Annotated in this window: 23 protein-coding genes and 1 riboswitch; of the genes, 9 read left to right on the top strand and 14 right to left on the bottom strand. The window is 73.4% G+C overall.

Translation table 11 applies throughout. The annotated features are described in order from the left end of the window. Positions 1-97 precede the first annotated feature (97 nt). Complete coding sequence (locus OO57_RS28185) at positions 98-622, top strand: ATP-binding protein (protein WP_051778339.1); 525 nt, start codon at positions 98-100, stop codon at positions 620-622. Between the two features lie 215 nt (positions 623-837). Here the strand turns inward: OO57_RS28185 and OO57_RS28180 are convergent, their stop codons facing one another. After that, the gene (locus OO57_RS28180) at positions 838-1,080 is read right to left on the bottom strand and encodes a DUF397 domain-containing protein (RefSeq protein WP_033255503.1); all 243 of its coding nucleotides are present in this window, start codon (positions 1,078-1,080) and stop codon (positions 838-840) included. A 348-nt stretch (positions 1,081-1,428) separates the two neighbouring features. Between OO57_RS28180 and OO57_RS28175 the strand changes: the two genes are divergently transcribed. Beyond that, complete coding sequence (locus tag OO57_RS28175) at positions 1,429-2,328, top strand: hypothetical protein (RefSeq protein WP_234337534.1); 900 nt, start codon at positions 1,429-1,431, stop codon at positions 2,326-2,328. Positions 2,329-2,534: 206 nt separating this feature from the next. Here the strand turns inward: OO57_RS28175 and OO57_RS28170 are convergent, their stop codons facing one another. Both OO57_RS28170 and OO57_RS44180 read right to left on the bottom strand, forming a co-directional pair. Beyond that, a complete protein-coding gene (locus tag OO57_RS28170; RefSeq protein ID WP_033255502.1) occupies positions 2,535-4,667 on the bottom strand; it encodes a G8 domain-containing protein in 2,133 nt (710 codons plus the stop codon). 174 nt (positions 4,668-4,841) lie between these two features. After that, positions 4,842-5,012 carry a hypothetical protein gene (locus OO57_RS44180; RefSeq protein WP_158715252.1) on the bottom strand — a complete coding sequence of 57 codons (171 nt, stop codon included), beginning with the start codon at positions 5,010-5,012 and terminating at the stop codon, positions 4,842-4,844. Positions 5,013-5,113: 101 nt separating this feature from the next. Then, positions 5,114-5,283, top strand: a riboswitch (cyclic di-AMP (ydaO/yuaA leader). A 5-nt stretch (positions 5,284-5,288) separates the two neighbouring features. On the opposite strand from OO57_RS44180, the gene OO57_RS46050 reads away from it, so the two are divergent. From OO57_RS46050 to OO57_RS28155, 3 genes are all read left to right on the top strand, one after another. After that, positions 5,289-6,614 carry a transglycosylase family protein gene (locus tag OO57_RS46050; RefSeq protein ID WP_063737660.1) on the top strand — a complete coding sequence of 442 codons (1,326 nt, stop codon included), beginning with the start codon at positions 5,289-5,291 and terminating at the stop codon, positions 6,612-6,614. A 112-nt stretch (positions 6,615-6,726) separates the two neighbouring features. Beyond that, positions 6,727-6,927, top strand: coding sequence for a hypothetical protein (locus tag OO57_RS28160; protein WP_033255501.1), 201 nt, complete (start codon positions 6,727-6,729; stop codon positions 6,925-6,927). A gap of 114 nt (positions 6,928-7,041) precedes the next feature. Then, positions 7,042-8,949, top strand: coding sequence for an AMP-dependent synthetase/ligase (locus OO57_RS28155; protein ID WP_033255500.1), 1,908 nt, complete (start codon positions 7,042-7,044; stop codon positions 8,947-8,949). Between the two features lie 53 nt (positions 8,950-9,002). Here OO57_RS28155 and OO57_RS28150 read toward each other — a convergent pair whose 3' ends face one another. From OO57_RS28150 to OO57_RS28120, 7 genes are all read right to left on the bottom strand, one after another. Beyond that, positions 9,003-10,028 (bottom strand): LacI family DNA-binding transcriptional regulator, encoded by a 1,026-nt coding sequence (locus OO57_RS28150; protein ID WP_199811345.1) that lies wholly within the window; start codon positions 10,026-10,028, stop codon positions 9,003-9,005. A 25-nt stretch (positions 10,029-10,053) separates the two neighbouring features. Next, positions 10,054-11,781 (bottom strand): glycoside hydrolase family 13 protein, encoded by a 1,728-nt coding sequence (locus OO57_RS28145; RefSeq protein ID WP_051778338.1) that lies wholly within the window; start codon positions 11,779-11,781, stop codon positions 10,054-10,056. Positions 11,782-11,834: 53 nt separating this feature from the next. Beyond that, a complete protein-coding gene (locus tag OO57_RS28140; RefSeq protein WP_033255498.1) occupies positions 11,835-12,788 on the bottom strand; it encodes a sugar ABC transporter permease in 954 nt (317 codons plus the stop codon). After that, on the bottom strand, positions 12,785-13,735 hold the full coding sequence (locus OO57_RS28135) for a carbohydrate ABC transporter permease (protein WP_033255497.1): 951 nt from the start codon (positions 13,733-13,735) through the stop codon (positions 12,785-12,787). Before OO57_RS28135 ends, OO57_RS28140 begins: the two co-directional genes overlap by 4 nt. Before the next feature lie 130 nt (positions 13,736-13,865). Further along, a complete protein-coding gene (locus tag OO57_RS28130) occupies positions 13,866-15,149 on the bottom strand; it encodes an extracellular solute-binding protein (RefSeq protein WP_033255496.1) in 1,284 nt (427 codons plus the stop codon). A 303-nt stretch (positions 15,150-15,452) separates the two neighbouring features. After that, entirely contained in the window at positions 15,453-16,523 is a 1,071-nt protein-coding gene (locus tag OO57_RS28125; RefSeq protein WP_081974020.1) for an aldose epimerase family protein, read from the bottom strand. A 103-nt stretch (positions 16,524-16,626) separates the two neighbouring features. Beyond that, complete coding sequence (locus OO57_RS28120; RefSeq protein WP_051778337.1) at positions 16,627-19,569, bottom strand: ATP-binding protein; 2,943 nt, start codon at positions 19,567-19,569, stop codon at positions 16,627-16,629. A gap of 273 nt (positions 19,570-19,842) precedes the next feature. Between OO57_RS28120 and OO57_RS28115 the strand changes: the two genes are divergently transcribed. Next, on the top strand, positions 19,843-20,886 hold the full coding sequence (locus OO57_RS28115) for a terpene synthase family protein (protein ID WP_158715251.1): 1,044 nt from the start codon (positions 19,843-19,845) through the stop codon (positions 20,884-20,886). Between the two features lie 45 nt (positions 20,887-20,931). On the opposite strand, the gene OO57_RS28110 is transcribed toward OO57_RS28115, so the two are convergent. Further along, positions 20,932-21,291, bottom strand: coding sequence for an SHOCT domain-containing protein (locus OO57_RS28110; RefSeq protein ID WP_051778336.1), 360 nt, complete (start codon positions 21,289-21,291; stop codon positions 20,932-20,934). A gap of 19 nt (positions 21,292-21,310) precedes the next feature. Beyond that, the gene (locus OO57_RS28105; RefSeq protein ID WP_033255494.1) at positions 21,311-21,739 is read right to left on the bottom strand and encodes a DUF6325 family protein; all 429 of its coding nucleotides are present in this window, start codon (positions 21,737-21,739) and stop codon (positions 21,311-21,313) included. 220 nt (positions 21,740-21,959) lie between these two features. Between OO57_RS28105 and OO57_RS28100 the strand changes: the two genes are divergently transcribed. Beyond that, positions 21,960-22,286 carry a hypothetical protein gene (locus tag OO57_RS28100; RefSeq protein WP_033255493.1) on the top strand — a complete coding sequence of 109 codons (327 nt, stop codon included), beginning with the start codon at positions 21,960-21,962 and terminating at the stop codon, positions 22,284-22,286. A gap of 68 nt (positions 22,287-22,354) precedes the next feature. Here the strand turns inward: OO57_RS28100 and OO57_RS28095 are convergent, their stop codons facing one another. Both OO57_RS28095 and OO57_RS28090 read right to left on the bottom strand, forming a co-directional pair. Next, positions 22,355-23,578, bottom strand: coding sequence for a serine hydrolase domain-containing protein (locus tag OO57_RS28095; protein WP_106974129.1), 1,224 nt, complete (start codon positions 23,576-23,578; stop codon positions 22,355-22,357). A gap of 32 nt (positions 23,579-23,610) precedes the next feature. After that, complete coding sequence (locus tag OO57_RS28090; RefSeq protein ID WP_033255491.1) at positions 23,611-23,952, bottom strand: hypothetical protein; 342 nt, start codon at positions 23,950-23,952, stop codon at positions 23,611-23,613. Positions 23,953-24,075: 123 nt separating this feature from the next. On the opposite strand from OO57_RS28090, the gene OO57_RS28085 reads away from it, so the two are divergent. After that, complete coding sequence (locus tag OO57_RS28085; RefSeq protein ID WP_081974019.1) at positions 24,076-24,621, top strand: NUDIX hydrolase; 546 nt, start codon at positions 24,076-24,078, stop codon at positions 24,619-24,621. A 37-nt stretch (positions 24,622-24,658) separates the two neighbouring features. Further along, on the top strand, positions 24,659-25,453 hold the full coding sequence (locus OO57_RS28080) for a TetR/AcrR family transcriptional regulator (protein WP_106974128.1): 795 nt from the start codon (positions 24,659-24,661) through the stop codon (positions 25,451-25,453). Positions 25,454-25,468 lie beyond the last annotated feature (15 nt).

Genomic DNA, 25,468 nt, shown 5'->3' with positions numbered 1-25,468 from the left:
GGTCGGTCCGGCGGCCCGGCGGCCGAGCGAGTCGGAGGTGACCGGCATGACCCCGGTGGGTCCCGCCGTGTCCGCCCCCTTATGGGAGGAGCTCTTCATGAGCACCGGTACGGTCCTGGCGACCGACCCTCATGTGGTCAGCTGCACCCTTGCTCCCCGCTTCGAAGCGGTGCGCACCGCGCGGGAGTTCACCCGGCGGACGCTGGACGGCTGGGGCCTGGAGGAGATCTTCGACGACGTCGCCCTGGTGGCCTCCGAGCTGGTGACCAACGCGCTGCGGCACGCGCTCGGCCAGAGCGAGCCGTCCCGGGTCCCGGCGCAGAGCAGCCCGCAGGCCCCGGTCGACGCGCTGCCGATCCGGATCAGCCTGGTGCACCGCTCCCCGCAGGTGGTCTGCGCGGTCAGTGACCCGTCCAGCTCGGGCCCGGTCGCCCGGGAGGCCGACTTCGTGGCCGAGTCCGGCCGCGGCCTGCACCTGGTCGACTCCTTCTCCCGCTCCTGGGGCTGGCACCCGCTGGCCGGCGCGGGCAAGGTGGTCTGGGCGCTGTTCGACACGCGCACGGCCGTCCCGGCGGGCCCGGAGCAGCTCTCGAACCCCGGCCGCCACCGCCGCTCCGCCTGACCCCGGCCCGGCACGGACGCGGACTCGGCACGGACCCGGCACGGCACGGCACGGACGCGGAACCGGCACGGACACGGCCCCGCCCTGGAAGCCGACCCCACCGCCAACGCCCCTGCTCCGATGCCACCCTGACGCGGAGTCAGCCGCCGCAGCAGCACGAAGGCCGTCGCGGGTCCACCCCACGACGGCCCGAGCAAACGGGAGTTGACGCACCGTCAGACCGCGCCTCCCAGGTGGTCGAACTCACCGTCCTTGACGCCGAGCAGCATCGCGGTGATCTCCGCCCGGGTGTAGACGAGCGCGGGCCCCCCGGGGAAGCGCGAGTTGCGCATCGCCACGTCGCCGTTCGGCAGCGCGGCGAACTCCACGCAGTTGCCCTTCGAGTTGCTGTGACGGCTCTTCTGCCAGACCACCCCGTCCAGGTCCGTCGCCGCCATGCCGTTGTACGCCTCACGCATTGTTTTCTCCCCAGAGCCTGGCGAATGCCTCACTTGACGTGATGATAGCTCGCCTGCACGTGCATCAGCATGGGAAATTTCCCGTGCAGAGGAACGTGCTGATGCCGACACCAAGCCTTCACAGCAGCGTAATTGACGGTGCGTAAGCGGACGCATCCGGGCGAAACGCCAGTCACTCCATGACCGTCCGCACACAGCCGTCAGCGCGTTGTCGATCATCACCTCCTACAACGCGGCTCACAGGCAGTCACGATTCGCACTGTGATGACTGTCACTTCCCGACTGAAAGCGGCCCGCTGTCGGCATCCGACTGCAACGCGCGCGGGGTCATGTCCTACGATCTGCCCCATGAGCACCGCAGCCATCCCGGGCGCGCCACTGCCCGTCCGTACGCCAGGCTCCCGCGCGCGGGGGCGCCACCGCCGTCCCGAGCGCCCCGAGATCATGGCCGGTTCGCCCGCCCTGGTGCTGGCGATCCCGGCTGTCGCCGGGCCGGACAGCCGTCCGGTCGTCGAGGAGCTGCTGTCCATCGTTCGCACCGAGCAGTCGGGCATCGAGGTGACGGCGGCCTACCTGGGCGGTGAGGACGCGCCGACGGTGGCCGAACTGCTGGCGGCGGCCGCCGAGGCGGGCCGGCCCGCGCCGGTGGTCGTCCCGCTGGTCCCCGGGCCGCACGACTTCCTGCCCGAACTGCACAAGCTGGCCGCCGAGACCGGCGCCCGGGTGCTGGACCCGCTGGGGCCGCACCCGCTGCTGGCCGAGGCCGTGCACGTGCGGCTGTCCGAGGCCGGGCTGGCCCGCGCCGACCGGGCCCGGCTGTTCGCCATCGCCACCGCCGCCGACGGCGTGGTGCTGACCACGGTCGGCGGCGAGGAGGCGGCCGCCTCGGCCGGCATCACCGGCGTCCTGCTGGCCTCCCGGCTGGCGGTCCCCGTGGTCCCGGCCGCGCTGGACGTGCCGGGCTCGGTCGCCGCGGCCGTGGCGCACCTGCGGGCCACCGGCTCCGAGCGCCCCGCGCTGGCCCCGCTGGTGATCGGCCCGGAGGCCGACCCCGAGCTGCTGGCCACCGCCGCCGAGGAGACCGGCTGCGCGAGCGCCGCCCCGATCGGCGCGTACCCGACGGTGGGCCAGCTGATCGCCTCCGCCTACCTGGCGGCGCTCCCCGAGCCCACCCAGGAGCAGCTGGAGGCCGCCGAGGCGGCCGCCGAGCAGCAGCGCACCTCCCCGGGGGCGCACGCGGCGCGCTGACGCCGACCGAGGACCGCGACGGGCAGGAGCAGCGAATCGACGCGCTCCCGCCCGTCGCGCTTTCCCCGACGGCCCGACGGCCCGACAGCCCGCCGCGCCGTACCTCGCGCCGCACTGCCCACTCCGGCACGCCGTACCGCCCGCTCGGCCCGTCCTACCGCCCTACCGCCCTACCGCCCGCTCAGCCCGCCGTGGCCCGCCCCCGGTCAGCCCGCCGTGACCCGCCCGGTCCGCGGCGCGCTGTCGGTGAAGGCGAGCGCGGGCAGCGCGACCGCCCGCGGCGGGCCGGGCGCCTCGGCGGGGGCGGTGGTCGCGTTCCACGGGGTGCCCGCCAGCCCCTGCCCGCCGCCGCCCTTGCCGAGCGAGAGGGTCTGCGCCTGCCCGGCCCTGCGGAACAGGATCCGCTCGGGCTCGGGCGCCTCCGGGTCGAGCCACAGTTCGGTGCCGTCCGGGCCGCCGAACTCGCAGTCCAGGACGGCGACGTCGTCGGGCTCGCCGTCGTCGGTGGCCCGGAACGCGACCCCGGCCTTGCGGTAGCCGGTCAGCCGGCTGCGGCTGAGGGTGACGGGCTCGCCGTCGAGCTGGTGCTTGAGGGTGCTGACCGCGTAGTCGGACTGCCCGGCGGCGTCGATCAGCAGCCCGTCGAAGACGGTGCCCTTGTCGCGGCCGAGCGCGTGCACGGCGATGCCGCCCGCGGCGTTGCCGTACAGCACGGAGGCGGTGTAGTCGAAGTCGTTCAGGTAGGCGCCGTGCTCGATGCCCCAGCCGCCGTTGTGGTAGGCCGCGTACTGGGTGACGGTGTGGTGGTGCTCGGCGTTGAGCCAGACGAAGACGCCGTTCTCCAGGTTGTTGTGCGCCAGGCAGCGCTCGAAGGTCCAGACGCCCTCGCTGGTCTCCGGCCACTCGTAGCCGGACGCACCGGTGGCGCCCTGGACGCCGACGGCCACGCAGTCCCGGGCCGAGGAGCCCGTCCCGGCGCCGAGGCTGAACCCGGTGAGCCGGTAGCCGCGCGGGTTGGGCTCGTAGACGGTGCGGGAGGCGACGCAGCCCTCGTAGGCGATGTCGTCGGAGGGGCCCTGCGGGGTGCGGGTGTCGATCGGGCCGTCCCACCAGTACGCGTCCTCCCAGGTGTCGTGGGAGATGCAGCCGCGGAAGGTGATGCCGTGGCTGGCGTGCGGCACGAAGGCGTGGCTGCCGGCGTCGCGGACGACCACGCCCTCGACCACGGTGCCGCGCGAGGTGTCCAGCAGCATGTGGAAGTGCAGCCCGTACCGGCCGAGCACCGGTTCGGTGACGGGCTTCCCGTTCCAGCTGTCCTTGCCGTTGCCGCGCGGCCCCAGCCAGCGCAGCGCGGCGTGCCGGACGTCGGCCGGGCGGCTGGAGGTGAGGTGGACGTGCGCCCGCCCGCTCTCGGTGCCCTCGACGCGGACGTTGCGGCTGAGGTTGAGCACCTCGGCGCCGAAGGTCGCGCCGCCGCCGAGCGCGACCCGCGGGTGGGCGTGCCGCAGCGGCCCGGTGAGGGTGACGGTGGCGCCGTCGACCCGCTCGACGGTCACCAGGTCGTACGAGGTGGAGAAGCCCTCGGTGTCGGGCGGCGCGGTGGGGGTGACGGCGAGTTCGTCGCCCGCCCGCCAGCCCGCGGGGGCGGCGGCCAGCTTGATCGTGGTGTCGCCGGGCCCCAGGGCGGTGGCGGCGCGCGTCCAGGCGGTGCGGGGGGCGCCGTCCAGGCGCAGGTAGCCCTGGCCGGTGACCCACAGGCCGGTGTCGGTGTCGACGACGGTCATGCCGCCCCCGGCGAAGCGGCGCTCGTCGATGCCGGGGAAGCGCAGGGTGTGGGTGTGCGCGCCGTCGGGGGCGAGCGCCAGGGTGCCGCGCACCTCGACGTTCCCGGTGCTGGCCAGGGTCAGCGACCGGTCGGCGGCGAACACCAGCGAGCCGGTCCCCTCCACCAGCAGCGAGCCGACCTGCGCGTCGGTGTCCAGCACCACCTTGTCGGTGATCCGCACCGCGCTGCCGGGGCCGGGCACCTCGCCGCCCCAGCCCTTGGCGTCCGACCACTTGCGGCCGTGCTGGTCGACCGGCGGGGGCGGCGCGGCGGGCCGCGGGCTGCCGGAGGCGGGCGGCGGGGCGCCGGTGCCGTGCCGGTGGCCCGACGGCGGGGTGCCGGGGCCGGGCGGGGCGGGGGGCTCGTCGGCCCCGGCCAGGGACTGCCGCAGCACGACTCCCCCGCCGAGCGCCGTCACCGTTCCGACCGCCAGCCAGGTCAGCATCCTGCGCCGACCGACCAGCGGCCGCCGGTGCCGTCCCGGCTGCTGCTCGCCGTTCCGCTGCTGTTCCACCTCGGCCGCCCTTCCGGGGTCAGCGACCCCGCGTCGTCGGGGGCAGCATAGGCAGAACGGGCGCCGGAAAACGGCAACTTCCCTTTTGCTTAAGCATCCTGACGTACCGTCGGCCAGCCGTTCGACCGCCCCGGCCCGGCCGGACCAAACGGGAATAGGGGACAAATACCCCCTTCAGAACCACCGCATATGCCGAATATCCACCCACAGATCGGCATAACGCACCAAACCGGGCGCAAGATCGCCTATCGCCTGACGTGCGGCCAGACTCCGCCCCGGGCCGGGAAGTTCGCCGGATATCCCTTGATCGCCAATTCCGCACACAGTGGCGGCGATCACAGGCATTTGCGAATTCTCCTTAAGTCCGCTTAATCTCCTGCCCACGTTCGTGGACACACGGACCCAGCTCACCCGGAACGCCGAGTCCTGCCGCCGGGTGGGTCGGCTCATGCACAACGCACCATGGCAGGGGCGGGGGAACCAGGTAAGTCGCCCCGGGCGGCCGAGAGGCCGTACGGGGCTTGGGGTGAAGCCGGGCGCACCACGCGGTGCGCGCGGCCGGGCAACTCCAGCCCGAATCCGACAGCTCACCTCGCAGGCGTGGGAGAGGAACGCTTCTTCATGCTGCCCATCAGCGCCAAGCGAGCCCGCCGTCTGATCGCCACCACCGGCGTCGTCGGCATCGGTCTCACCATCCCCTGCCTGACCACCGGCACCGCCTCCGCCGCCACCGTCGCGACCTGGGACAAGGTCGCCCAGTGCGAGTCCAGCGGCAACTGGTCCATCAACACCGGCAACGGCTTCTACGGTGGCCTCCAGTTCACCTCCTCCACCTGGGCCGCCTTCGGCGGCACCGCGTACGCCTCGCGCGCCGACCTCGCCACCAAGGACCAGCAGATCGCCGTCGCCGAGAAGGTGCTGGCCGTCCAGGGCCCCGGCGCCTGGCCCGTCTGCTCCGTCCAGGCCGGCCTGACCAAGGGCGGCGCCGCCCCCCAGGTCGACACCTCCGGGTCCTCCTCGTCCTCGTCGAGCAGCAGCTCCTCGCAGTCGCAGACCCAGAGCCAGTCCCAGAGCCAGTCCCAGCCCCAGTCCCAGTCCGGCAGCAGCAAGGGCCAGTCCCAGCGCTCCTGGTCGCAGGGCAAGTCGCAGTCGCAGGCCCAGGCCCAGGCCCAGCCGCGGGCCGAGCAGAGCGCCCCGGCCGCCGACAGCCAGTCGGCCGGCACCTACACCGTCGCGGCGGGCGACTGGCTGTCCGCGATCGCGCAGAGCCAGCACGTGGACGGCGGCTGGCAGAAGCTGTACGACCTGAACCGCTCGGTCCTCACCGAGGGCCCGGACATGATCTACCCGGGTCAGCAGCTCTCGCTGGGCGGCGGCAGCAGCACCGCGCAGCAGTCCGCCCCGGCCGCCAAGTCCTCGTCCTCGCACCAGGACTCGTCCTCGTACAAGGACTCGTCCTGGAAGAGCGGCCGCTCCGCCGCGAAGCCCTCCACCGGCAGCGCGAGCACCGCGACCACCACCACCGCGAAGACCGCGACCACCGCGAGCAGCACCACCGCGAGCACCACCACCGCCACCAAGGCGACCGGCTCCAAGGCCGCGGCGATCGACTTCGCGCTGTCCAAGGTCGGCCAGGCGTACGTCTACGGCGGCACCGGCAACGGCGGCTGGGACTGCTCGGGCCTGACCCAGGCCGCCTTCCGCCAGGCCGGCATCAGCCTGCCGCGCGTCGCCGCCGACCAGGCGGACTACTCGACCCGCGTCTCGCTGGACAGCCTGCAGCCGGGCGACCTGCTGTTCTGGTCCAGCAACGGCGCCAACTCGGGCGTCTACCACGTCGCGCTGTACGTGGGCGACGGCAAGTACGTCGAGGCCGCGAACCCGCGGGCCGGCGTCCGCACCGAGACCATCGCGAACTGGGCCCCCGACTTCGCGGGCCGCGTCTGATCGCGAGCACGACCGCCGCTGCCCCCGGGGACCCTGGTCGGCCCCGGGGGCAGCGGCCTATCCTCGGCCGGAGAAGGCTCGACGCTCGACGACCGGACCGGGGAGCAGCACCATGGCGAAAGTGACGATCACGCTGGACGCGGACCTGGCCCTGGAAGTGATGATGCGCGTCGGCGCCACCAACCCCCAGGACGCGGTGGAACTGGTCGTCCGCGACTACCTCTCCACCGACCGCCGCACCGTCGCCCGCGCGGGCGGCACCCGCGACGGCGAGCGCTTCCTGCCCAAGCCCCCGACCGTCGAAGAGGGCTGAGGGGCCGTCAGGGGTCCGTGACCCGCGCGACTGTCAAGTAACTTACCGTCTAGTAAGTTTACCGGCGAGTACCTAGCCTGGGCGAACCCCCACCCCACCCAAGGGAGTTCGCTCATGGCACACCCCCTCGCCCGTGCCGCCCGCGCCGCCCGCCCGCCCGTCGAGGTGCTCCGCGCCGGCGGGCGGGTCGTCGAGGCCCGCTCCGCGTACCTGGTGCCGCCGCCCGAGGACGGGAACCTGGGCGACCTGCCGTTCCGCAACGCGGAGGCCGCGCCGGAGGCGGTGGTGCTGACCCGCCGTCAGCCAGACGGCTCCTGGCGGGACGTGACGGCGCGGGAGTTCGCCGAGCAGGTCGCGGCGGTGGCCCGCGGCCTGGTCGCGGTCGGGGTCGGCCCCGGCGCGCGGATCGTGCTGATGTCGCGGACCAGGTACGAGTGGACGCTGCTGGACTTCGCCGCCTGGGCGGCCGGCGCCTGCGTGGTGCCGGTGTACCCGACCTCCTCGGTGGAGCAGGCGGAGTGGATCGTCCGGGACTCGGGGGCGGTGCTGGCGCTCGCGGAGGACGCCGGGACCGCCGAGGTGCTGACGGTGGCGATCGCCCGCACCGGCGGTACGGTGCCGCTGTGGCGGCTGGACGAGGGCGCCGTCGACGAGCTCACCGCCCTCGGCCGCCCCGTCCCCGCCGCGGAGCTGGTCCGCCGCAGGCGGGCCCTGGGCCCGGCGGACGAGGCGACGCTGATCTACACCTCGGGCACCACCGGCCGTCCCAAGGGCTGCCTGCTCACCCACGCCAACTTCCTCACCGAGGCCGCGAACTGCCACGCCCTGCTGGAGCCGGTGTTCGAGGAGGCGACCGGCCGGGCGCCGTGCACCCTGCTGTTCCTGCCGCTGGCGCACGTGCTGGGCCGGATGATCCAGGTGACCTGCGTGTACGGGCGGGTCCGGATCGGCCACAGCCCGTCCCTGAGACCGGCCGACCTGCGGCCGGACCTGGCCTCCTTCGGCGCGACCTTCCTGGTGGGCGTGCCCTACCTGTTCGAGAAGATCCACCAGCTGGGCCGGGCCGAGGCGCAGGCCAGGGGCGCGGCGAAGGTGTTCGACCGGGCGGCCGCGGTGGCGGTGCGCCACGCCCGGGCCGAGCTGGCCGCGCTGGCGGGCGGCCGCCCGGTGCCGCTCGCGCTGCGGCTGGCGCACGGCCTGTACGACGCGCTGGTGTACCGGCGGGTGCGGGCGGCGATGGGCGGCCGGGTGCGGTACGCGATCAGCGGCGGCTCCTCGATCGACCCGGAGCTGCTGCTGTTCTTCGCGGGCGCGGGCGTGCTGGTGCACGAGGGCTACGGGCTGACCGAGAGCAGCGGCCCGTCCACGGTGAACCCGCCGCTGCGGCCCCGCCCGGGCACGGTCGGGCAGCCGGTGCCGGGCAGCGCGGTGCGGATCGCCGAGGACGGCGAGGTGCTGCTGACCGGCGGTCAGCTCTTCGACGGCTACTACGAGTTGGGGGCGCCGCGGCCGCACCGGCCGCACTGGTTCGCCACCGGTGACCTGGGGCGGCTGGACGAGGACGGCTACCTGACGATCACCGGCCGCAAGAAGGAGGTCCTGGTGACCTCCGGCGGCAAGAACGTCTCCCCCGGCCCGCTGGAGGACCGGCTGCGCGGCCACCCGCTGGTCAGCCAGGCCCTGGTGGTCGGCAACGGCCGCCCGTACGTGGGCGCGCTGCTCACCCTGGACGCCGAGGCGGTGGAGCGCTTCCTCGCCACGGACCCGCCGACCCCGGCGGCCGCCCCCGACGGCGTGCGGGTCGGCAGCGCCGTCCCGGTGCACCCGGCGGTGCTGGCGGCGCTCGCCGAGGCGGTCCGGGGCGTCAACGCGACGGTCTCGCGGGCCGAGTCGATCCGCCGGGCGCGGGTGGTGGCGGGCGACTTCACCGAGGAGCGCGGCCTGCTGACGCCCTCGCTGAAGGTCCGCCGCCAGGCCGTCGGCACCGCCTACCGCCGCGACGTCGAACAGCTCTACGCGTAGCGGACGGCCCCCGGGAGGTGCTCCTCCCGGGGGCCGTCGCAGCAGGACCCGCCTCAGCCCTTGCGCGGGCCGGAGCCGGTCGAGCCGCGCATCACCAGCTCGGGCTGGAACATGAACTCCGAGCGCTGCGCCGGGTTGCCGCCGACCTCCTCCAGCAGGGCGTCGACGGCGGCGGTGGCCATCGCCTCGACCGGCTGGCGGACGGTGGTCAGCGGCGGCTCGGTGAACGCTATCAACGGCGAGTCGTCGAAGCCGACCACCGAGACGTCCTGCGGCACCGTCAGCCCGCGCTGGCGCACCGCCCGGATCGCGCCGAGCGCCATCATGTCGGAGCCGCAGACGATCGCCGTGCACCCCTTGTCGAGCAGCGCCTGGGCGGCGGCGTGCCCGCCCTCGACGCTGAACAGGGTGTGGTGGACGAGTTCCTCGGCCTGTTCGGCGGTGCGCCCGGTGAACTGCCGCAGGGCCGCGGTGAAGCCCTCGATCTTGCGCAGCACCGGCACGTACCGCTTCTGGCCGACCGCGAGGCCGATCTTCTCGTGGCCGAGTTCGACCAGGTGCTGGACGGCCATCTGCATGGCGGCCCGGTCGTCCGGGGAGATGAACGGCGCGGCGATCTTCTCGCTGTAGCCGTTGATCAGCACGAACGGCACCTGTCGGCCGGTGAGTTTGGCGTACCGGTCGTGGTCGGCGGTGGTGTCGGCGTGCAGTCCGGAGACGAACACGATGCCGGCCACGCCGCGTTCGACCAGCATCTCCACGAGTTCGTCCTCGGTGGAGCCGCCGGGGGTCTGGGTGCACAGCACCGGCGTGTAGCCGTGCCGGCTGAGCACCTGTTCGATGACCTGGGCCAGGGCGGGGAAGATCGGGTTGCTGAGCTCCGGGGTGATCAGGCCGATCAGCCCGGCGCTGCGCTGGCGCAGCCGGGTGGGCCGCTCGTACCCGAGCACGTCGAGCGCGGCCAGCACGGTCTGCCTGGTGGTCGCGGAAACGCCCGCTTTGCCGTTGAGTACGCGGCTGACGGTGGCTTCGCTGACCCCCGCCTGCGCCGCGATGTCGGAGAGTCGCGCCGTAGTCACGATCCCAGAGCCTATTGCAACCACGTCAGACCGCCCACCATGCGGTGCTGTCGGCCGGGAGTTCGACGCCGTTCTCCGTCTCGACAGCCTCGGCGGAGGACAGCAGCATACGGCCGGGGGCGGGGATCAGGACAGGCTCACCGGTGGTGTTCGCGGTGCACACGAACGACCCTTCGGCCGAGTCGCGCCGGAAGGCCAGCACGCCCGCGGGGGCGGGCAGCCACTCGACGCCGGTGCCGGCGCCGAGCGCGGGCTGGGCGCGGCGGACGGCGAGCGCGGAGCGGTAGAGCTCCAGCGTGGAGGTCGGGTCACCGGTCTGGACCTCCACCGACAGCCGGGCCCACTCGGCGGGCTGCGGCAGCCAGCTGGGGCCGCCCGCGTTCGGGCCGAAGCCGTACGGGGCCTCGGTGCCGGACCACGGGATCGGGACGCGGCAGCCGTCGCGGAAGCCGTCCTGCCCGGCCTGCCGGAAGAAGGACGGGTCCTGGCGGACCTCGTCGGGCAGGTCGGTGACGTCGGGCAGGCCGAGCTCCTCGCCCTGGTAGATGTACGCGGAGCCGGGCAGCGCGAGCATCAGCAGGGTCGCGGCGCGGGCCCGGCGCAGGCCGAGGACGCGGTCGCCGGCGGTGCGGATCTGGGTGCCCAGGCCGGGCGGGTTGGCGAACCGGGTGGCGTGCCGGGTGACGTCGTGGTTGGAGAGCACCCAGGTGGTGGGGGCCTGCACGGGCCGCATCGAGTCGAGCGAGACGTCGATCACCTCGCGCAGCGCCTCGGCATCCCAACCGGTGCCCAGGTACTGGAAGTTGAACGCCTGGTGCAGCTCGTCGGGGCGGACGTAGTTGGCGGTGCGCTGGACGGTCGGGGTCCAGGCCTCGGCGACGCCGATCCGGGCGCCCGGGTACTCGTCGAGGATCTGCCGCCAGCTGCGGTAGATGGCGTGCACGCCGTCCTGGTCGAAGAACGGCATGACGTCGTTGCCGAGCAGCTTGAGCTGGTCGTGGCTGCCGAGGTCGGGCAGGCCGGGGGCCTTGACCAGGCCGTGGGCGACGTCGATCCGGAAGCCGTCGACGCCCATGTCGAGCCAGAACCGCAGGATGGAGCGGAACTCGTCGGCGACGGCCGGGTTGTCCCAGTTGAAGTCGGGCTGCTCGGGGGCGAACAGGTGCAGGTACCAGTCGCCGGGGGTGCCGTCCGGGTTCGCGGTGCGGGTCCAGGCCGGGCCGCCGAAGATGGACTCCCAGTCGTTGGGCGGCAGTTCGCCGTCCTCGCCCTTGCCGGGGCGGAAGTGGTAGCGCTCGCGCAGCGGGGAGCCGGGGCCCTCGCGCAGCGCGCGCTGGAACCACTCGTGCTGGTCGGAGGAGTGGTTGGGGACGAGGTCGACGATGATCCGCAGGCCCAGGTCGTGGGCGTCGCGGATCAGCGCGTCGGCGTCCAGCAGGGTGCCGAACATCGGGTCGACGGCCCGGTAGTCGGCCACGTCGTACCCGGCGTCGGCCTGCGGCGAGGCGTAGAACGGCGAGAGCCACACCGCGTCCACGCCCAGGTCGCGCAGGTAGGGCAGGCGGGCGCGGATGCCGGGCAGGTCGCCCATGCCGTCGCCGTTGCCGTCGGCGAAGCTGCGCGGGTACACCTGGTAGATGACCGCGTCCCGCCACCAGCCGCCTCTGGCGGCGTCGTTCGCGGCAGTCGTCCGGGCGGCGGGAACGGCGGCGGGAACGGCGGGCCGGGAGGCGTCGGCCAGGTTCTGGGTCATTGGACAGTCATCCCTTGGAGGCTGTGGAAGTGACGTGGGAGGTGGCGGGACGTTCAGGACTTCGCGGCACCGGCCGTCAGGCCGGTGACCAGGTGGCGCTGCACCAGGTAGAAGACGACCGCGGCGGGGAGCGCGATGAGCACCGAGGTGGCGGCCATCAGCTGCCACTGGTGGTCGTGCTCGCTGACGAACGAGGACAGGCCGACCGCCAGCGTGTACTTGTCGGACGAGAGCATGAAGGTCGAGGCGTAGGCGACCTCGCCCCAGGCGGTGAGGAAGGAGTAGAACGCGGCCACCGCCAGGCCCGGGCGGGCCAGCGGCAGGATCAGCCGCCAGAAGGTGCCGATCGGGGAGAGCCCGTCGACCCGGCCGGCCTCGTCGATCTCCATCGGGATGGTGTCGAAGTAGCCCTTGAGCAGCCAGGCGCAGTACGGCACCGTGGTGGACGAGTAGACCAGGATCAGGCCGGTGTAGCTGTCCAGCATCCCGAGGTTCGACAGGATGTAGTACATCGGGACGATCAGCACCGCGATCGGGAACATCTGGGTGACCAGCAGGGTCCACATCAGCTGGCGGTAGCCGGGGAAGCGCATCCGGGAGACCGCGTAGCCGGTGGAGGCGGCGATCAGCACGCCGATCACGGTGGTGCCGCCGGCCACGATCGCCGAGTTGCCGAACCAGGTGTAGAACCCGGTGTCGTTCATGACCTTGGTGTAGTTGGCGAAGGTCATCTTGTCGAAGATCTTCGCCGGGTGCAGGTAGTCGTTGTCGTCCGGCCCGAGCGAGATGTACGCGATGTACAGCACCGGGAACAGCGCGACCAGGCTGGCGACGATCAGCGTGCCGTGCGAGAGCACGGTGGCCAGCGGGGAGGACTGGCCGCGGCGGCGGGCCTTGGCGGGGCGCTCGGCGGGGGCCGTCTCGGCGGCGGGGCGGTCGGCGGTGAGTGTCATGGGGCTGCCTGCCTGGTCGGGTTCCTCGGTCTGGGGGGCGGTCTGGCGGCTCATCCGTTGGCCTTCTCGTTCCGGGCCAGCCAGCGGCGGTAGAAGGTGGTGAAGACGATCAGGATCGACAGCAGCAGGATCCCGTAGGTCGCGGACTGCGCGTAGTCGGAGGGCTGCTGGCCGAAGCCGAGGCGGTAGGCCCAGGTGACCAGGATCTGCGCGTCGGGGGCGCCGGAGCCGAACAGCAGGAAGATGACCGCGAACTGGTTGAAGGTCCAGATCACGCCGAGCAGCACGACGGTCGAGGAGACGGTGCGCAGGCCGGGCAGGGTGACGTGGCGGAAGCGCTGCCAGGGGCTGGCGCCGTCCATCTCGGCGGCCTCGTACAGCTCCTGCGGGATCGACTGGAGGCCGCCGAGCAGCGAGATCATCATGAACGGCACGCCGACCCAGGTGTTGACCAGGATCGCGGCGGCCTTCTGCGCCAGCGGGTCGGACAGCCAGGCGGGTTCGGGCAGGTGCAGGAAGGAGAGCAGCCCGTTGACGGCGCCGCCGTCGGCGAGCATCAGCCGCCAGGAGAAGACGGTGACGAAGGTCGGCACGGCCCACGGCAGGATCAGCACCAGCCGGTACAGGCCGCGGCCGCGCATCTTGCGGTTGAGCAGCAGCGCCAGGCCCAGGCCGATGCCGTAGTGCAGGACCACGCAGATCGCGGTCCAGGCGACGGTCCAGATGAAGTGCGACCAGAAGCGGTCGTACGCGGTCGGCCCCCACAGCACGTCCGCGTAGTTGTCCAGCCCGATGAAGTCGAAGCTGTCGGGGATGTGGTTGACGCCGATCTGCCGGCCGACGTTGAGGCTGGTGGCGTTGGTCAGGGTCAGGTAGACGCCGCGGACCAGCGGGTAGCCGACCAGCACCCCGAGGACGATCACGACCGGCGCGATCATCGCGTACGCGTACCAGTACTTCGAGTACGACAGCCTGATGCGCTGTGCGACCGCAACTGCCATGGGTTGACACCTTCTCCGGGAGGTCCGCCGCCTGCCTCGGCGACTGCTGGGGGTCTGACGGGGGCCTGCTGCGGGCCCCACGGGGTCCGCCCGGCCCACCGTCAGGTGTGGGCCGGGCGGCCGATCCGTGTTACTTGCTGAAGTCCGGCAGGAGCTTCGCGTAGTCGGTGGCGGTGGCGTCGAGGCCGGCCTTGATGTCCGACTGGTCCTGGACGATCTTGCCGAGGTTGGTGCCGAAGGAGCCGAACAGCGAGGCGTACTCGGGCAGTTCGGGGCGCGGCTGGGCGGAGGGCAGGATCGCCTGGAAGTCCGCGATGCCCGGGTTGGCCTTGACCTCGGCGGTGTAGGCGTCGGTCCGGGTGGGCAGGGTGCCGTTCTTCAGCGCGAGGAAGCTCTGGCTCTCGGCGGAGGTCAGGAACGCGGCGAGCTTCTCGGCGGCCTCCTTGTGGGCCTTGTCGGAGCCGGCGTAGACGGAGACGTTGTGGCCGCCGGTGGGGGCGCCGCCCTTGCCGGAGGAGCCGTTCGGGACGGCGGCGATGCCGAGGTTCTTCTTGTCGGCGAACGCGGAGCCCTTGTAGACGTTGGTGACCTCCCACGGGCCCTGGATGATCGCCGCGACCTTGCCGCTGTTGAAGGCGTCCATCATGTGCGCGTAGGCGTCGGTGGTGACGTCGGCCTTCACGGTGCCGGGCGAGGTGAACATCGACTTGTAGGTCTCGATGGCCTTGGCGGCCTCGGCCGAGTTGACGGTGATCTTCTTGCCCGCGGCGTCCACCATGTTGGTGCCCTCGCCGTACAGGAACGGCATGGCGTAGTAGCCGTCGGCGGCCTTCAGCCAGAAGCCGTCGACGCCCGCCTTCTCCTTCAGCTGCGCGGCGTCGGCCTTGAGCTCGTCCCAGGTGGTGGGGGCGGCGGTGATGCCGGCCTTGGCGAAGAGCTCCTTGTTGTACATCAGGGCGAGGGTGTCGGTGACCAGCGGGACGCCGTAGGTCTTGCCCGAGTACTTGGCCTGCTGGATCAGCGAGGGCTGGAAGACGGAGGCGTCGGTCAGCGCGGGGGTGCCGTCCAGCGGCTCCAGGTAGCCGGCCTTGGCGAAGGCGGAGGTCCAGCCGACCTCGGCGCGGAAGGCGTCCGGCGCGCCCTTGGCGCCCATCGCGGTCTGCAGCTTGTTCTGCGCCGTGTCGAACGGCACGTTGACGAAGTCGACCTTGATGTTCGGGTTCGCGGCCTCGAACTTCTTGACCAGCTCCTGGTAGTTGGGAGCCTCGTTGGTGGCGTTCGAGGTGTCCCAGTAGGTGATGGTGACCGGTCCGCCGTCGCCCTTGGCGTCCGAGCCGGAGCCGCTGCTGCTGCAAGCCGCCATGGTGACCGCCAGTGCCGCAACGAGAGCGGAGGCCGCGATGCCACGCCGCATGGAAACTCCTAGAAAGGTGGGGGTGCCCGAGATGGAGGAGGACGGCGCATAATGGCTGTCCGAAGCCGACTGCGCCGTTGCGGCCGCCGGGCTTGAGCAGGAACGTAACAGCGCGGCGAGCGTTGCTGAAAGCCCTTGCAGCAAGTTTCTGCAAGACGACGGGGATCGTTACGTCCACGTGTCCTTAGAGTTGCCGCCGCGCGTCTTGACCATCCGTCGCCTTGCGGAAACTCCTTGCAGTCGACCGGCACGCAGAGGCCCCCGGGAGCAGCGCTCCCGGGGGCCTCGTCGATCAGGGGCGGGTCAGCCGGCGGTGCCCAGCCGCAGCACGGTGGTGGACCGGAACTCCTGCCCCGGCCGCAGCTCGGTCGACGGGTACGACGGCTGGTGCGGCGAGTCCGGGTGGTGCTGGGTCTCCAGCGCCACCCCGGCGTACGGGCCGTACGGCACCCCGGACGGCCCGGTGACCGCGCCGTCGAAGCCGTTCGCGGTGTACACCTGGATGCCCGGCTCGGTGGTCAGCACCTCCAGCGTCCGCCCGCTGCCCGGGTCCGCCAGCAGCGCCGCCCGCACCGGCGGCCCGTCCGCGGGCCGCTCGCGCAGCACCCAGTTGTGGTCGTAGCCGCGTGAAAGTTTCAGCTGCGGGTGCCCGTCGTGGATCTGCTCGCCGATCGGCCGGGCGGTGGTGAAGTCGAACGGGGTGCCCGCCACCGGCTCGTACGGGCCGTACGGGATCTGCCGCTCGTCGACCGGGGTGTACGCGTCCGCGTCGACGGTCAGCAGGTGGCCGAGCACGTCGCCGCTGCCCTCCCCGGCCAGGTTGAAGTAGGCGTGGTTGGTCAGGTTGAGCACCGTCGGCCTGCTGGTCACCGCCCGGTAGGAGATGACCAGGTCGGAGCCGGTGAGGGTGAAGTCGACCCAGACGTCCAGCGCGCCCGGGAAGCCCTGGTCGCCGTCCGGCGAGTGCAGGTGCATCCGCACCCCGCCGGGGACCTCCTCGGCCTCCCACACCCGGTGCGCGAACGAGTCCGGGCCGCCGTGCAGGGTCACGCCGTTGCCGGTGGGCAGCAGCTGGTGGTCCTCGCCGTCGACGGTGATCCGGCTGCCCGCGATCCGGTTGGCGTACCGCCCGACGGTGACCCCGTAGTGCTTGGCCGGGCCGAGCAGTGCGGCCACGTCCTCGCTGGTGAGCAGCAGTTGGGCGGGAGTGCCGGAGCGGTCCGGCGCGGTGAGGGTGTGCAGCGCGGCGCCCAGGGTGACCACCGTCGCCTCGACCGGCCCGGCCCGCAGCGTCCAGCGCTCCAGCCCCATTCCGGCGCCGGAGTGGTCGTACGGTGCCCGGTGCACCTCGGTGGGCTCGGCCGGCGCGGTCATGGGGCTGCTCCTCGGTTGGTGATCTTCCTGCCCGGTCAGCGTAGCCCGACCCGGCGCGCGGGCCGGAGACCCGCCCCGCGCGCCGACCGGATCGGCCGTGCCGTCAGTCAGCCTGCCCGGGGTCGTCGAGGAGCAATCCGAGCGCGTCCGCGAGCCCCTCCGCGCCGGCGCCGAGCTTGCGGTGGACCGCCGCCAGGCGCTGCTTGACGAGCCCCAGCGGGAGCCGCAGCTCCTCGGCGATCCGCTGCGGCGGCAGCGCCCGGGCCGCGAGCCGGGCGACCGCGAGCTCGTTCGGGTTGAGGCTGTCCTTGGCGGGGGCCGCCGGGCGGTTGGGCTGCAGCCCGGCCGAGGAGAGCACCTCGCGGGCCCGCGCCTCCAGCCCGTCGGCGCCGCAGTGCTTGGCCAGGTCCATGCCCTGGTAGAGGTGCTCCGCGGCCTCCAGGCTGCGGCCGACCCCCACCAGCGCGGCGCCCAGGTCGACCAGGGCGTGCGCGTGCTCGTAGCTCGCCGGGGAGCGGCCGAGCAGGCCGACCGCCTCCTGGAGCAGTTCGACGGCGTGCGCGCCCTCCCAGACCTCGGCGGCCAGCCGCAGCGCGGTGCCGATCGCCGACGGCGAGCCGGACTCCTGCGCCCGCTCCACCGCGTCCTCGCCGATCTTGCGGGCGGCCGCCACGTCCTGGTGGGCCATCGCGACCGCCAGGTACCCGGCCCACGGGGCGTGCACGGTGGAGCGCCAGCCGCGCCGGTCCAGCCGGGTGCCGGTCTCCACCAGCACCTCGACGGCCATCGCGTGCTCGCCGCGCGAGATCAGCAGCTTGCCGTAGATGGTGGCCACGTCGGGCAGCAGCAGCGCGGTCTGGTGGTAGGGCGGCAGGAAGCGGTACTTGACCGCGGTCTCCCAGGCCTCGTGGTCGCGGCCGCGGGCCAGCAGGGTGTCGATCAGCGCGCCGACCAGGTTCCAGGTCAGCGGCAGGTCGGCGCCCATCCGGTCGGCGATCCGCAGGCCGCGGCGCAGGAAGTCCTCGGCCTCCGGCAGGAATCCGCGGCGCAGCCGGGCGTAGCCCATCAGGAAGTAGGCGAAGCCGCGGTGGCCGCCGCTCCACCCGGCGATCTCGAACTCCAGGATGGCGGAGCTGAACAGCTTCTCGGCGCGGGCGAGTTCGTCGTTGTAGGCGAAGCACAGGCCGAGCAGCGCGGGCAGTTCGAAGTTCCAGGTGGTGTTGGTCCAGCCGAGGCTGCCGGGCAGCCTGCCGTCCACCAGGGCGTCCTCGGCGGCCCGCAGCGCCTCCGCGGTGCTGCCGCCCTGGAGGGTGAGGTCCCAGGCGTAGAGGGCGCGGACGGGCCGGGCGGCCTCGCTCTCCGGGTCGACCTCGGCGACGAGCCGGCGGACGCGTGCGGCCCGCCCGGGCCCGTCCTCCTCGTCGCGCTGCAGGGCGGTGTACAGCAGGTGGGCGACCAGCAGCCGGAGCCGGCCGGGGCCCTCGGGGGCGTGTTCGGACTCGTCCAGGCAGAGCGCGGCGGCCCCGTCCAGGTCGCCGCCGTGGGCGATCACCTCGGAGAGCCGGAACACCGCCTCGACCCGCAGGTCGGGGCTGAGGCCGTCCTCCGTGTCGATGGCGCGGCGCAGCTGGTTGGCGGTGGCCTCGGGGTCGGTGAGCAGGCTGGCGCAGGCGAGTTCGTACAGCACCTCGGCGGCGTAGTCGTCCTCGTCCGGCGGCTCGTTCAGGGCGCGCTCCAGACAGCGGCGGGCGGCCTCGGGCGCGCCGATCGCGTGGTTCTCGGCGGCGGCGCGGCGCAGTTTGCGCACCATGACGTCGTCGCCCTCGCCGGGGTGGGTCTCCAGCAGGTGGCGGGCGGCCTCGATCAGCGAGCCGCCGCTGTTCTCGATCACGGTGGCGGCCTGGCCGTGCATGCCGGTGCGGGCCGCGGGCGGGATCGACTGGTAGATCGAGGTGGCGATCAGCGGGTGGACGAACTCCAGCCTGCCGTCGGGCTGGCTGGTGAGGACCCGCTTGCGGCGCAGCACCTGGATGGACTCGGCGGCCTGCACCGGGCCCTGGCCGGAGATGGCGGCGGCCACGTCCTCCTTGATCTCGGTGCCCAGCAGGGCCGCGGCCCAGGCGAACCGCAGGACGTTGGTGCCGAGCTTGTCGAGCCAGTAGTCGCGCCCCTCGCCGCGGGCGGCGGCCGCCAGGTCGCGCAGCCGGGGCGAGTTCTCCTCGACCGGTTCGAGGTTCTGGTCGCGGACCTCGCGCAGCAGCGCGACGGTGTCGTAGGGGCGCCCGGCGGTGACCGCCCAGACCTGGCGGCAGAAGCCGTCGTCGGCCTCGGCGAACTCGCCCTGCACGATGGCGGCCACCGACACCGGGTTGAGCGGCAGCAACTCGTGGGTGCGGGCGGCCCGTTCCTGGATCTGCGCGGCGAGCGGGCGGGCCTCGTCCTCGAACTCGTCGCGGTAGGCGAAGACCAGCAGCACGGGCAGTTCGCGGGCCCGCAGCGCGAAGGACGCCAGCCAGGTCAGCGACTCCTGGTCGACGGCGTGCAGGTCGTCGACGATCACCACCAAGGGGGCGCGCCTGGGCGCGAGTTGGGTGATGACGAAGTCGAGTCCGTCGCGGACGCTCTGCGGGTCGGGGCGTTCGACCTCGTCGGACGGCGGGGCCAGGCCGACGACCGGGGCGACGATGTTCTGCCAGCTGCCGAACACCGCCTCGCGCTCGTCCTCGTCGAGGCCGCCGAGCACCGGGAGCAGCAGTTGCCGCAGCACCCGGAACGGCTCCTTGCGCTGGCGCTCGCTACCGCGGGCGAACAGCACGGTGGAGTCCTGGCGGGCTCCGGCGATCCGGCGGAGCTGCTCCAGGACGGAGGTCTTGCCGATGCCCGGAGCGCCGAAGAAGACCAGCAGTTCGCCGATCCTCAGGCCGCCCGCGGCGTAGTCGCGGCAGAGTTTGTCCACCGCCTGGTGCGCGGAGCGCAGTTCCTGCTCGCGCTCCCACAGCCCTTCCCCGACCGCCCGATCCTGCGGCCCGTTCTGCTCCTCGGCCACGCCCGTCCCTCCGCCTCACCGTCCGGCACTCCGTTCCCGACCTTAGCGCCGCGACGGGCCGGGCGGGCGGCGTTCGCGCAGGCAGGGGCGCCTGACGCAGGGTTAGACACCGTTGCCCGGGGCAAATGCCTTACGAGCCATGGCATCTGATGATCCGATCGGATAACTTTCGAGCCACAAGGGTGTAGTGGATCTTCGCGGGGGAAGACCATCGCCCGAGTCCGCGCCTCTTGGATTCGCGCCGCACCGGCAACAGGCTGCTCTGGAGACACGTTGGCTGCAATACCCCGACTCTTCTGCCCCATTCCGTCCAGCCTGCACCCGGATCACGAGGCCGTCGGCAAGAGCACCGAACTCTGGCTCGACGCCATGGGGTTCGCCGAGGACGTCGAACGCCGCAGCCGCCTACTGGCCATCGGCGCGCACGAGTTCGTCTGCCGGATCGCCCGGGACGCCGAGGGCACCACGGGGCTGGAGCTCGCCTCTCAGTGGCTCTGCAGCATGCTCACCCTGGACGACGAGTGGGACACCGGCCGACTCAGCCGGGACCCCGCCCGTGTACTCACCATAGCAGCCACGCTACTCGCTGTTATCAATTCTTCGAACTCGCACCCGGGTGAGGCCGACCGCTACGTCGCCTCCGTCCGCGACGTGTTCAGCCGGGCCCGCGCCTGGGCTCCCGCGCTCTCCGTCAAGCGCTGGGCGGACAGCCAGCTGGAGTCCTTCATGGGCGCCGCCACCATCGTCGCCTACCGCGCCGAACGCCGGTCGATGACGCTCTCCGAGTACCTGACGATCGGCCCGCTGGACCGCGGCAGCCGCTCCTGCATCGAGCTCATCGAGGTCTGCGAGCGCACCGCCATCCCGCAGTCCCAGCTGGACTCCCCCCGGGTGCACGCGCTCACCGAGGCCGCCAAGTTCCTGGTGCTGGTCGCGGCCGACGTCTACTCCTTCCGCCGCGAGGACGGCCACGGCGCCCTGGAGAGCAACATCGTGGACGCGCTCCAGCGCCACCTGGGCTGCTCCCAGGAGCAGGCGCTGCTGGAGGCCGCCGCCCTGCACGACCGCACCATGTGCCTGTTCCTCCGCCTCGCCGACCGCACCTCCCGCCGCGCCGGGGCCGAACTGCAGCGCTACATCACGCAGTTGTCCAACCTGGTGAGCGGCAACCTGGAGTGGGGCTTCACCTCCGCCCGCTACACCGATCGCACCCCCGGCAGCCTCCCGGCCGCCGCACGCGCCGAACGGCCCGCCGACGGCCGGCTCACCCCGCCGCCCTACCCCGAGATCGCCTGGTGGTGGGACCAACTGTGGTGACGACCGGCCCCGACGGGCCGTCCCGCTCCTCCTGCCGCCCGCCCCTCAGGACAGCAGCCTGGCCTTCGCCGCCGCGAACTCCTCCGGGGTGAGCAGCCCCTGCTGCACCAGCTGCGCCAGCTGCGTCAACTTGCTCGCCACGTCCTCGCCGCCCGCGGCGGGCGCGGCGGCCGGAGCTGCCTGGACCGGCGCCGGGGCGGCCGGCGGCGGGGCGTAGACCGGCTGCTGGGCGGCCTGCTGCTGCCCGGCCTGCAGTTCGGCGATCGCCTGGTCCTGGCCCTGCTCCGCGGCGGCCCGGCGGGCCCCGGCCCGGCCCGCCGCGTACGCGGCGCCGCCCACCAGCAGCCCGCGGGCGAGCGGACGCCCCACCGGGCGGACCACCCGGACCGGCCGGATCGGCCTCATCGGTCGGAACACGCCGCCCTCACTCTCCCGCCGCGACGCGCGCCTCGGCGGCGCGGACGGCCTCTTCGATGTTCTCCGGCGGAATGCGCACCCCGGAGGCGATCCGGCCGCCGGCCGCGCGCAGCGCCGCGGCCGCCTCCTCGGCCCACAGGTGCTCGATCAGCACGATCAGCGCCGTGCTGCCGGGCTCCAGCAGTTCGGCGGCCTCCTGGGCGTCCTCCGGCCCGATCAGCGGCAGCTCGTCGCCGTCCAGCCCCGCGACGCCCCGCAGGTGCTCCAGGTCGGCGAGCTCCGCGTAGGTGGCATCGCCCTCGGCGTCCCGGAGCACCACCAGCGAGTCGATCACCCGGACCCCGGCCGCGGTGCGCAGCCGGACCAGGGCGGTGGCCGCCTCGACGCTGACGGTCGCCTCGGGAAAGGTCAGGACGAGCAGTTCGGCCGGTCCCATCAGGGGCTCCCTTCCGTGCACGAATCCCTCATTCCGGGATCAAAACACACGGTTCTCCGGGAGCCGGGTCCGCCACGCAGCGCCCGGACGGGCTCCGGGTGGCCCACGGCGGCTGGCGGACCGCGGCCGCCCGTGGTCCCGTCGAAGCACCGATCCGTCCGACGCCCGCGCCCGGCACCCGCCCGGCGCCCGTCCGACCCCGCCGAGGAGTCCACCCGCCATGACCATCGCCGTCGACAAGCTCTCCGACCCGGCCGTCCGCCGCCTGCTGGACGCCGTCAACTCCGGCAACCGGGACGCCTTCTTCGCCGCCCTGACCGAGGACGCCACGATGTCCGACGACGGCTCCGAGCGCGACCTGGCGGACTGGGTCGACCGGGAGATCTTCTCCTCGCACGGGCACATCGAGGTGCAGACCGAGAAGTCCGGCGGCCGCGCCCTGGTCGCCGACTACCGCAACGACACCTGGGGCGAGATGCGCACCGCCTGGCGCTTCACGGTCGCCCCGGACGGCCGGGTCAGCCGCTTCGAGACCGGCCAGGCCTGACGCCCCTCCGCCCCCTCCGCTCCCGGCACGGCCCGGTCGCGGCCCGTCGCGGCCCGTCGCGGCCCGGTTCAGCCGCGCGCCGCCAGGCACTGCCGGACGGCGGCGATCAGCGCCCGGGAGCGGACGTCCCCGGTGACGCCCGGCTGCATGCCGTTGGTGACGTAGCCGAAGCCGATGCCCAGCTCCGGGTCGGCGAAGCCGAGCGAGCCGCCCCGGCCGGGGTGGCCGAAGCTCGCCGGGGAGGCCATCGGCGAGGTGCCGCCGTGCCGGAAGAAGCCCTGGCCGAAGGCGGTGTTGACGATCAGCACCCGGTCCGGCCCCTGCACCGAGGGGCCGGCCGCCTCGGCCAGCGTGCCGCGGTCGAACAGCGCGGGCAGCCGCCCGCCGGGCGCGTCGGTGCGGTCGGCGGCGCCGATCAGCGCGGCGTAGAACCGGGCCAGCGAGCGGGCGGTGCCGATCCCGCCCGCGCCGGGCACCTCGACGGCCTGCACCGCCGGGTCGTTCAGGTCGACGCTGCTGCGCACCGAGCCGAACGAGCGGGCGGTCAGCGAGCGCGGGTCCCGGTAGGCGTCCAGCACGGACTGCTTGGGACGCATCCGCATCCCGCCCGGCCCGAGCCGGGCGGCCTCCGGGGCGGGCAGGTCGACCAGTCGGCCGACCCGTCCGGCCGCGGTGGCGGGCAGGCCGATCCACAGGTCCAGGCCGAGCGGGGCGGCGATCTCCTCCGCGAAGTACCGCCCCACGCTGCGGCCCCCGGCCCGCCGGACCACCTCGCCGACCAGCCAGCCGAAGGTCAGCGGGTGGTACCCGTGCGCGGTGCCGGGCTCCCAGGCGGGGGCCTGGGCGGCCACGGCCGCGGCCGCGGGCTCCCAGGCCAGCACGTCCTCGATCCGCAGCGGCACGTCCAGCGCGGGCAGCCCGGCCTGGTGCGAGAGCAGCCAGCGCACCGGGACGCGGCCCTTCCCGGCCTGCGCGAACTCCGGCCAGTACGAGGCCACCGGCGCGTCCAGGTCGAGCAGCCCGCGCTGCGCGAGGTGCAGGGCGACGGAGGCGGTCAGCCCCTTGGTGACGGAGCGCAGCACCTGCGCCGTCCCCTCCGCCCAGCCGACCGCCGGGGCGGGCCGGGCACCGACCTCCGGGCGCGCGTCGCCGCCCCACAGGTCGACCACCCGCCGCCCGTCCAGGTACAGCGCGAAGGCCGCACCGAGCTCCCCGTACTGCCGGAAGTTGCCCGCGAAGGCCTCCCGGACCGGCTCGAACCCGTCCGCCACGTACCCCTGGACCTGTTGGATCTCCACCCCGCCACCCTAAACACTGCGGGCCGTCACTCCACCGTCCACCCGATGTGGCCGATGCCGGAGGAGTAGATCGCGCAGTGGCCGGAGGACTCCTGGGTCTGGCCCGGCCAGGCGGTCACCGAGTTGCCCGTGACGTCCGGCGCCCAGCCGCAGACGATGTCGGCGTGGAAGGTGATCGGGCCGCCGGTGTTGTTGGTGCAGTCGACGCCTCCGTACAGCGGGTCGTTGTTGTGGATCCAGGTGGTGCAGTCCAGGCCGGAGCGGACGGCCCTGGCCCCGGGGGCGGGCGCGGCCGCGGCGGGCAGCGCGGTGGCGAGCGCGGCCAGCGTGGCGGCAGCGACGGACAGGACGACGGTGCGGTTCTTCAAATCTGCTCCTCGGAAGGATTCCTGACGGTCCGTCCGGTTCATTCCCGGACCAACCACTACGTATACCAACTCTTTCGGGTGACGCCGCCCCGACGCCGCCGCGGTGCGCCGCCGCACGCCACAATGGCCGCCATGGAGAACCCCGCCACCAGCCCCGCCACCAACCTCGACGAGATCCTCGACGTGGTCGACGAACAGGACCGGGTGCTGCGCACCGCCCCCCGCTCCGAGGTCTACCGCGACGGCCTGATCCACCGCTGCGTCTTCGTCCTGGTCCGCGACCCGCGCGGCCGGATCTTCATCCACCGCCGCACCGACACCAAGGCGTTCGCCCCCGGCGCCCACGACTGCTTCGTCGGCGGCGTGGTCGGCGCGGGCGAGGGCTACCCGGAGGCCGCCGTCCGGGAGGCCGAGGAGGAGCTGGGCGTCACCGGCATCCGCACCCGCCCGCTGTTCCGCTTCCTCTACACCGACGGCGACCGCTACAGCTGGTGGTCCGACGTCCACGAGGCCGAGTGGGACGGGCCGGTGCACCCGCAGGAGTCCGAGGTCGCCTGGTACGACTGGCTCACCGAGGAACAGCTCGCCGAACGCCTCGACAGCTGGGAGTTCGTCCCCGACGGCCGCGAGGCCTACCGCCGCTACCTGGAACTGCGCGCCACCACCTGACCACCGTCCCCGCACCCTCGGCACTAGGGTGGGCCGCATGGCCTCCCGCACGCCGTCCGCGGCCCCCCGCGCCGGGGAACAGCCCCCCGCCACCGCCCGCGCGCCCCGGCGGCGGCTGAGCGTCGACGAGCGCCGCGAACAGCTCATCGCGGTGGCGCTCCAGCTGTTCTCGGACCGCGCGCCCGAGGACGTCTCGATCGACGACATCGCCGCCGCCGCGGGCGCCTCCCGCCCGCTGGTGTACCACTACTTCCCCGGCAAGCAGGCCCTGTACGAGGAGGCCCTGCGCCGGGCCGGACACGAACTCGCCGGACGCTTCGAGGAGCCCGGCGAGGGCCCGCTCTCCGAGCGCCTGCACCGCGTCATGGGCCGCTACCTCGACTTCGTGCAGTCCCACGCGGCGGGCTTCACCGCCCTGCTGCGCGGCGGCTCGGTCGCCGCCAGCCCCGACGCGGACGCCGTCATCGACCAGGTCCGGCGGGCCGCGCAGGAACAGATCCTGCTGCACCTCGGCGCCCCCGACCCCAGCCCGACCCTGCGCCGCACCGTCCGCGCCTGGATCGCCAACGCCGAGATCAGCTCCCTGGACTGGCTCACCGACAAGCCCGTCCCGGTCGAGACCCTGCAGCTCCACCTCGTCCAGGAACTCGTCGCCGCCCTCACCGTCGCCGCCGCCCGCGACCCCGAACTCGCCTCCCTGCTAGGCGAGTTCTTCGCCGACGAACGCCCCGACGGCCCCGCCGCCCTCCTCCTGCGCGACCTCACCGCCACCCTCTCCGCCCCCGCCCTCACCGGACCCCTCCTCCGCCTCGCCACCCCGCCCGCCCCCTGACCCCCTGTCACCCCC

This window comes from Kitasatospora phosalacinea (assembly GCF_000717185.1).
GTDB lineage: Bacteria > Actinomycetota > Actinomycetes > Streptomycetales > Streptomycetaceae > Kitasatospora > Kitasatospora phosalacinea_A.
Note: the sequence above shows the minus strand (reverse complement) of the source record. Positions and strands in the feature narration are given on the sequence as shown.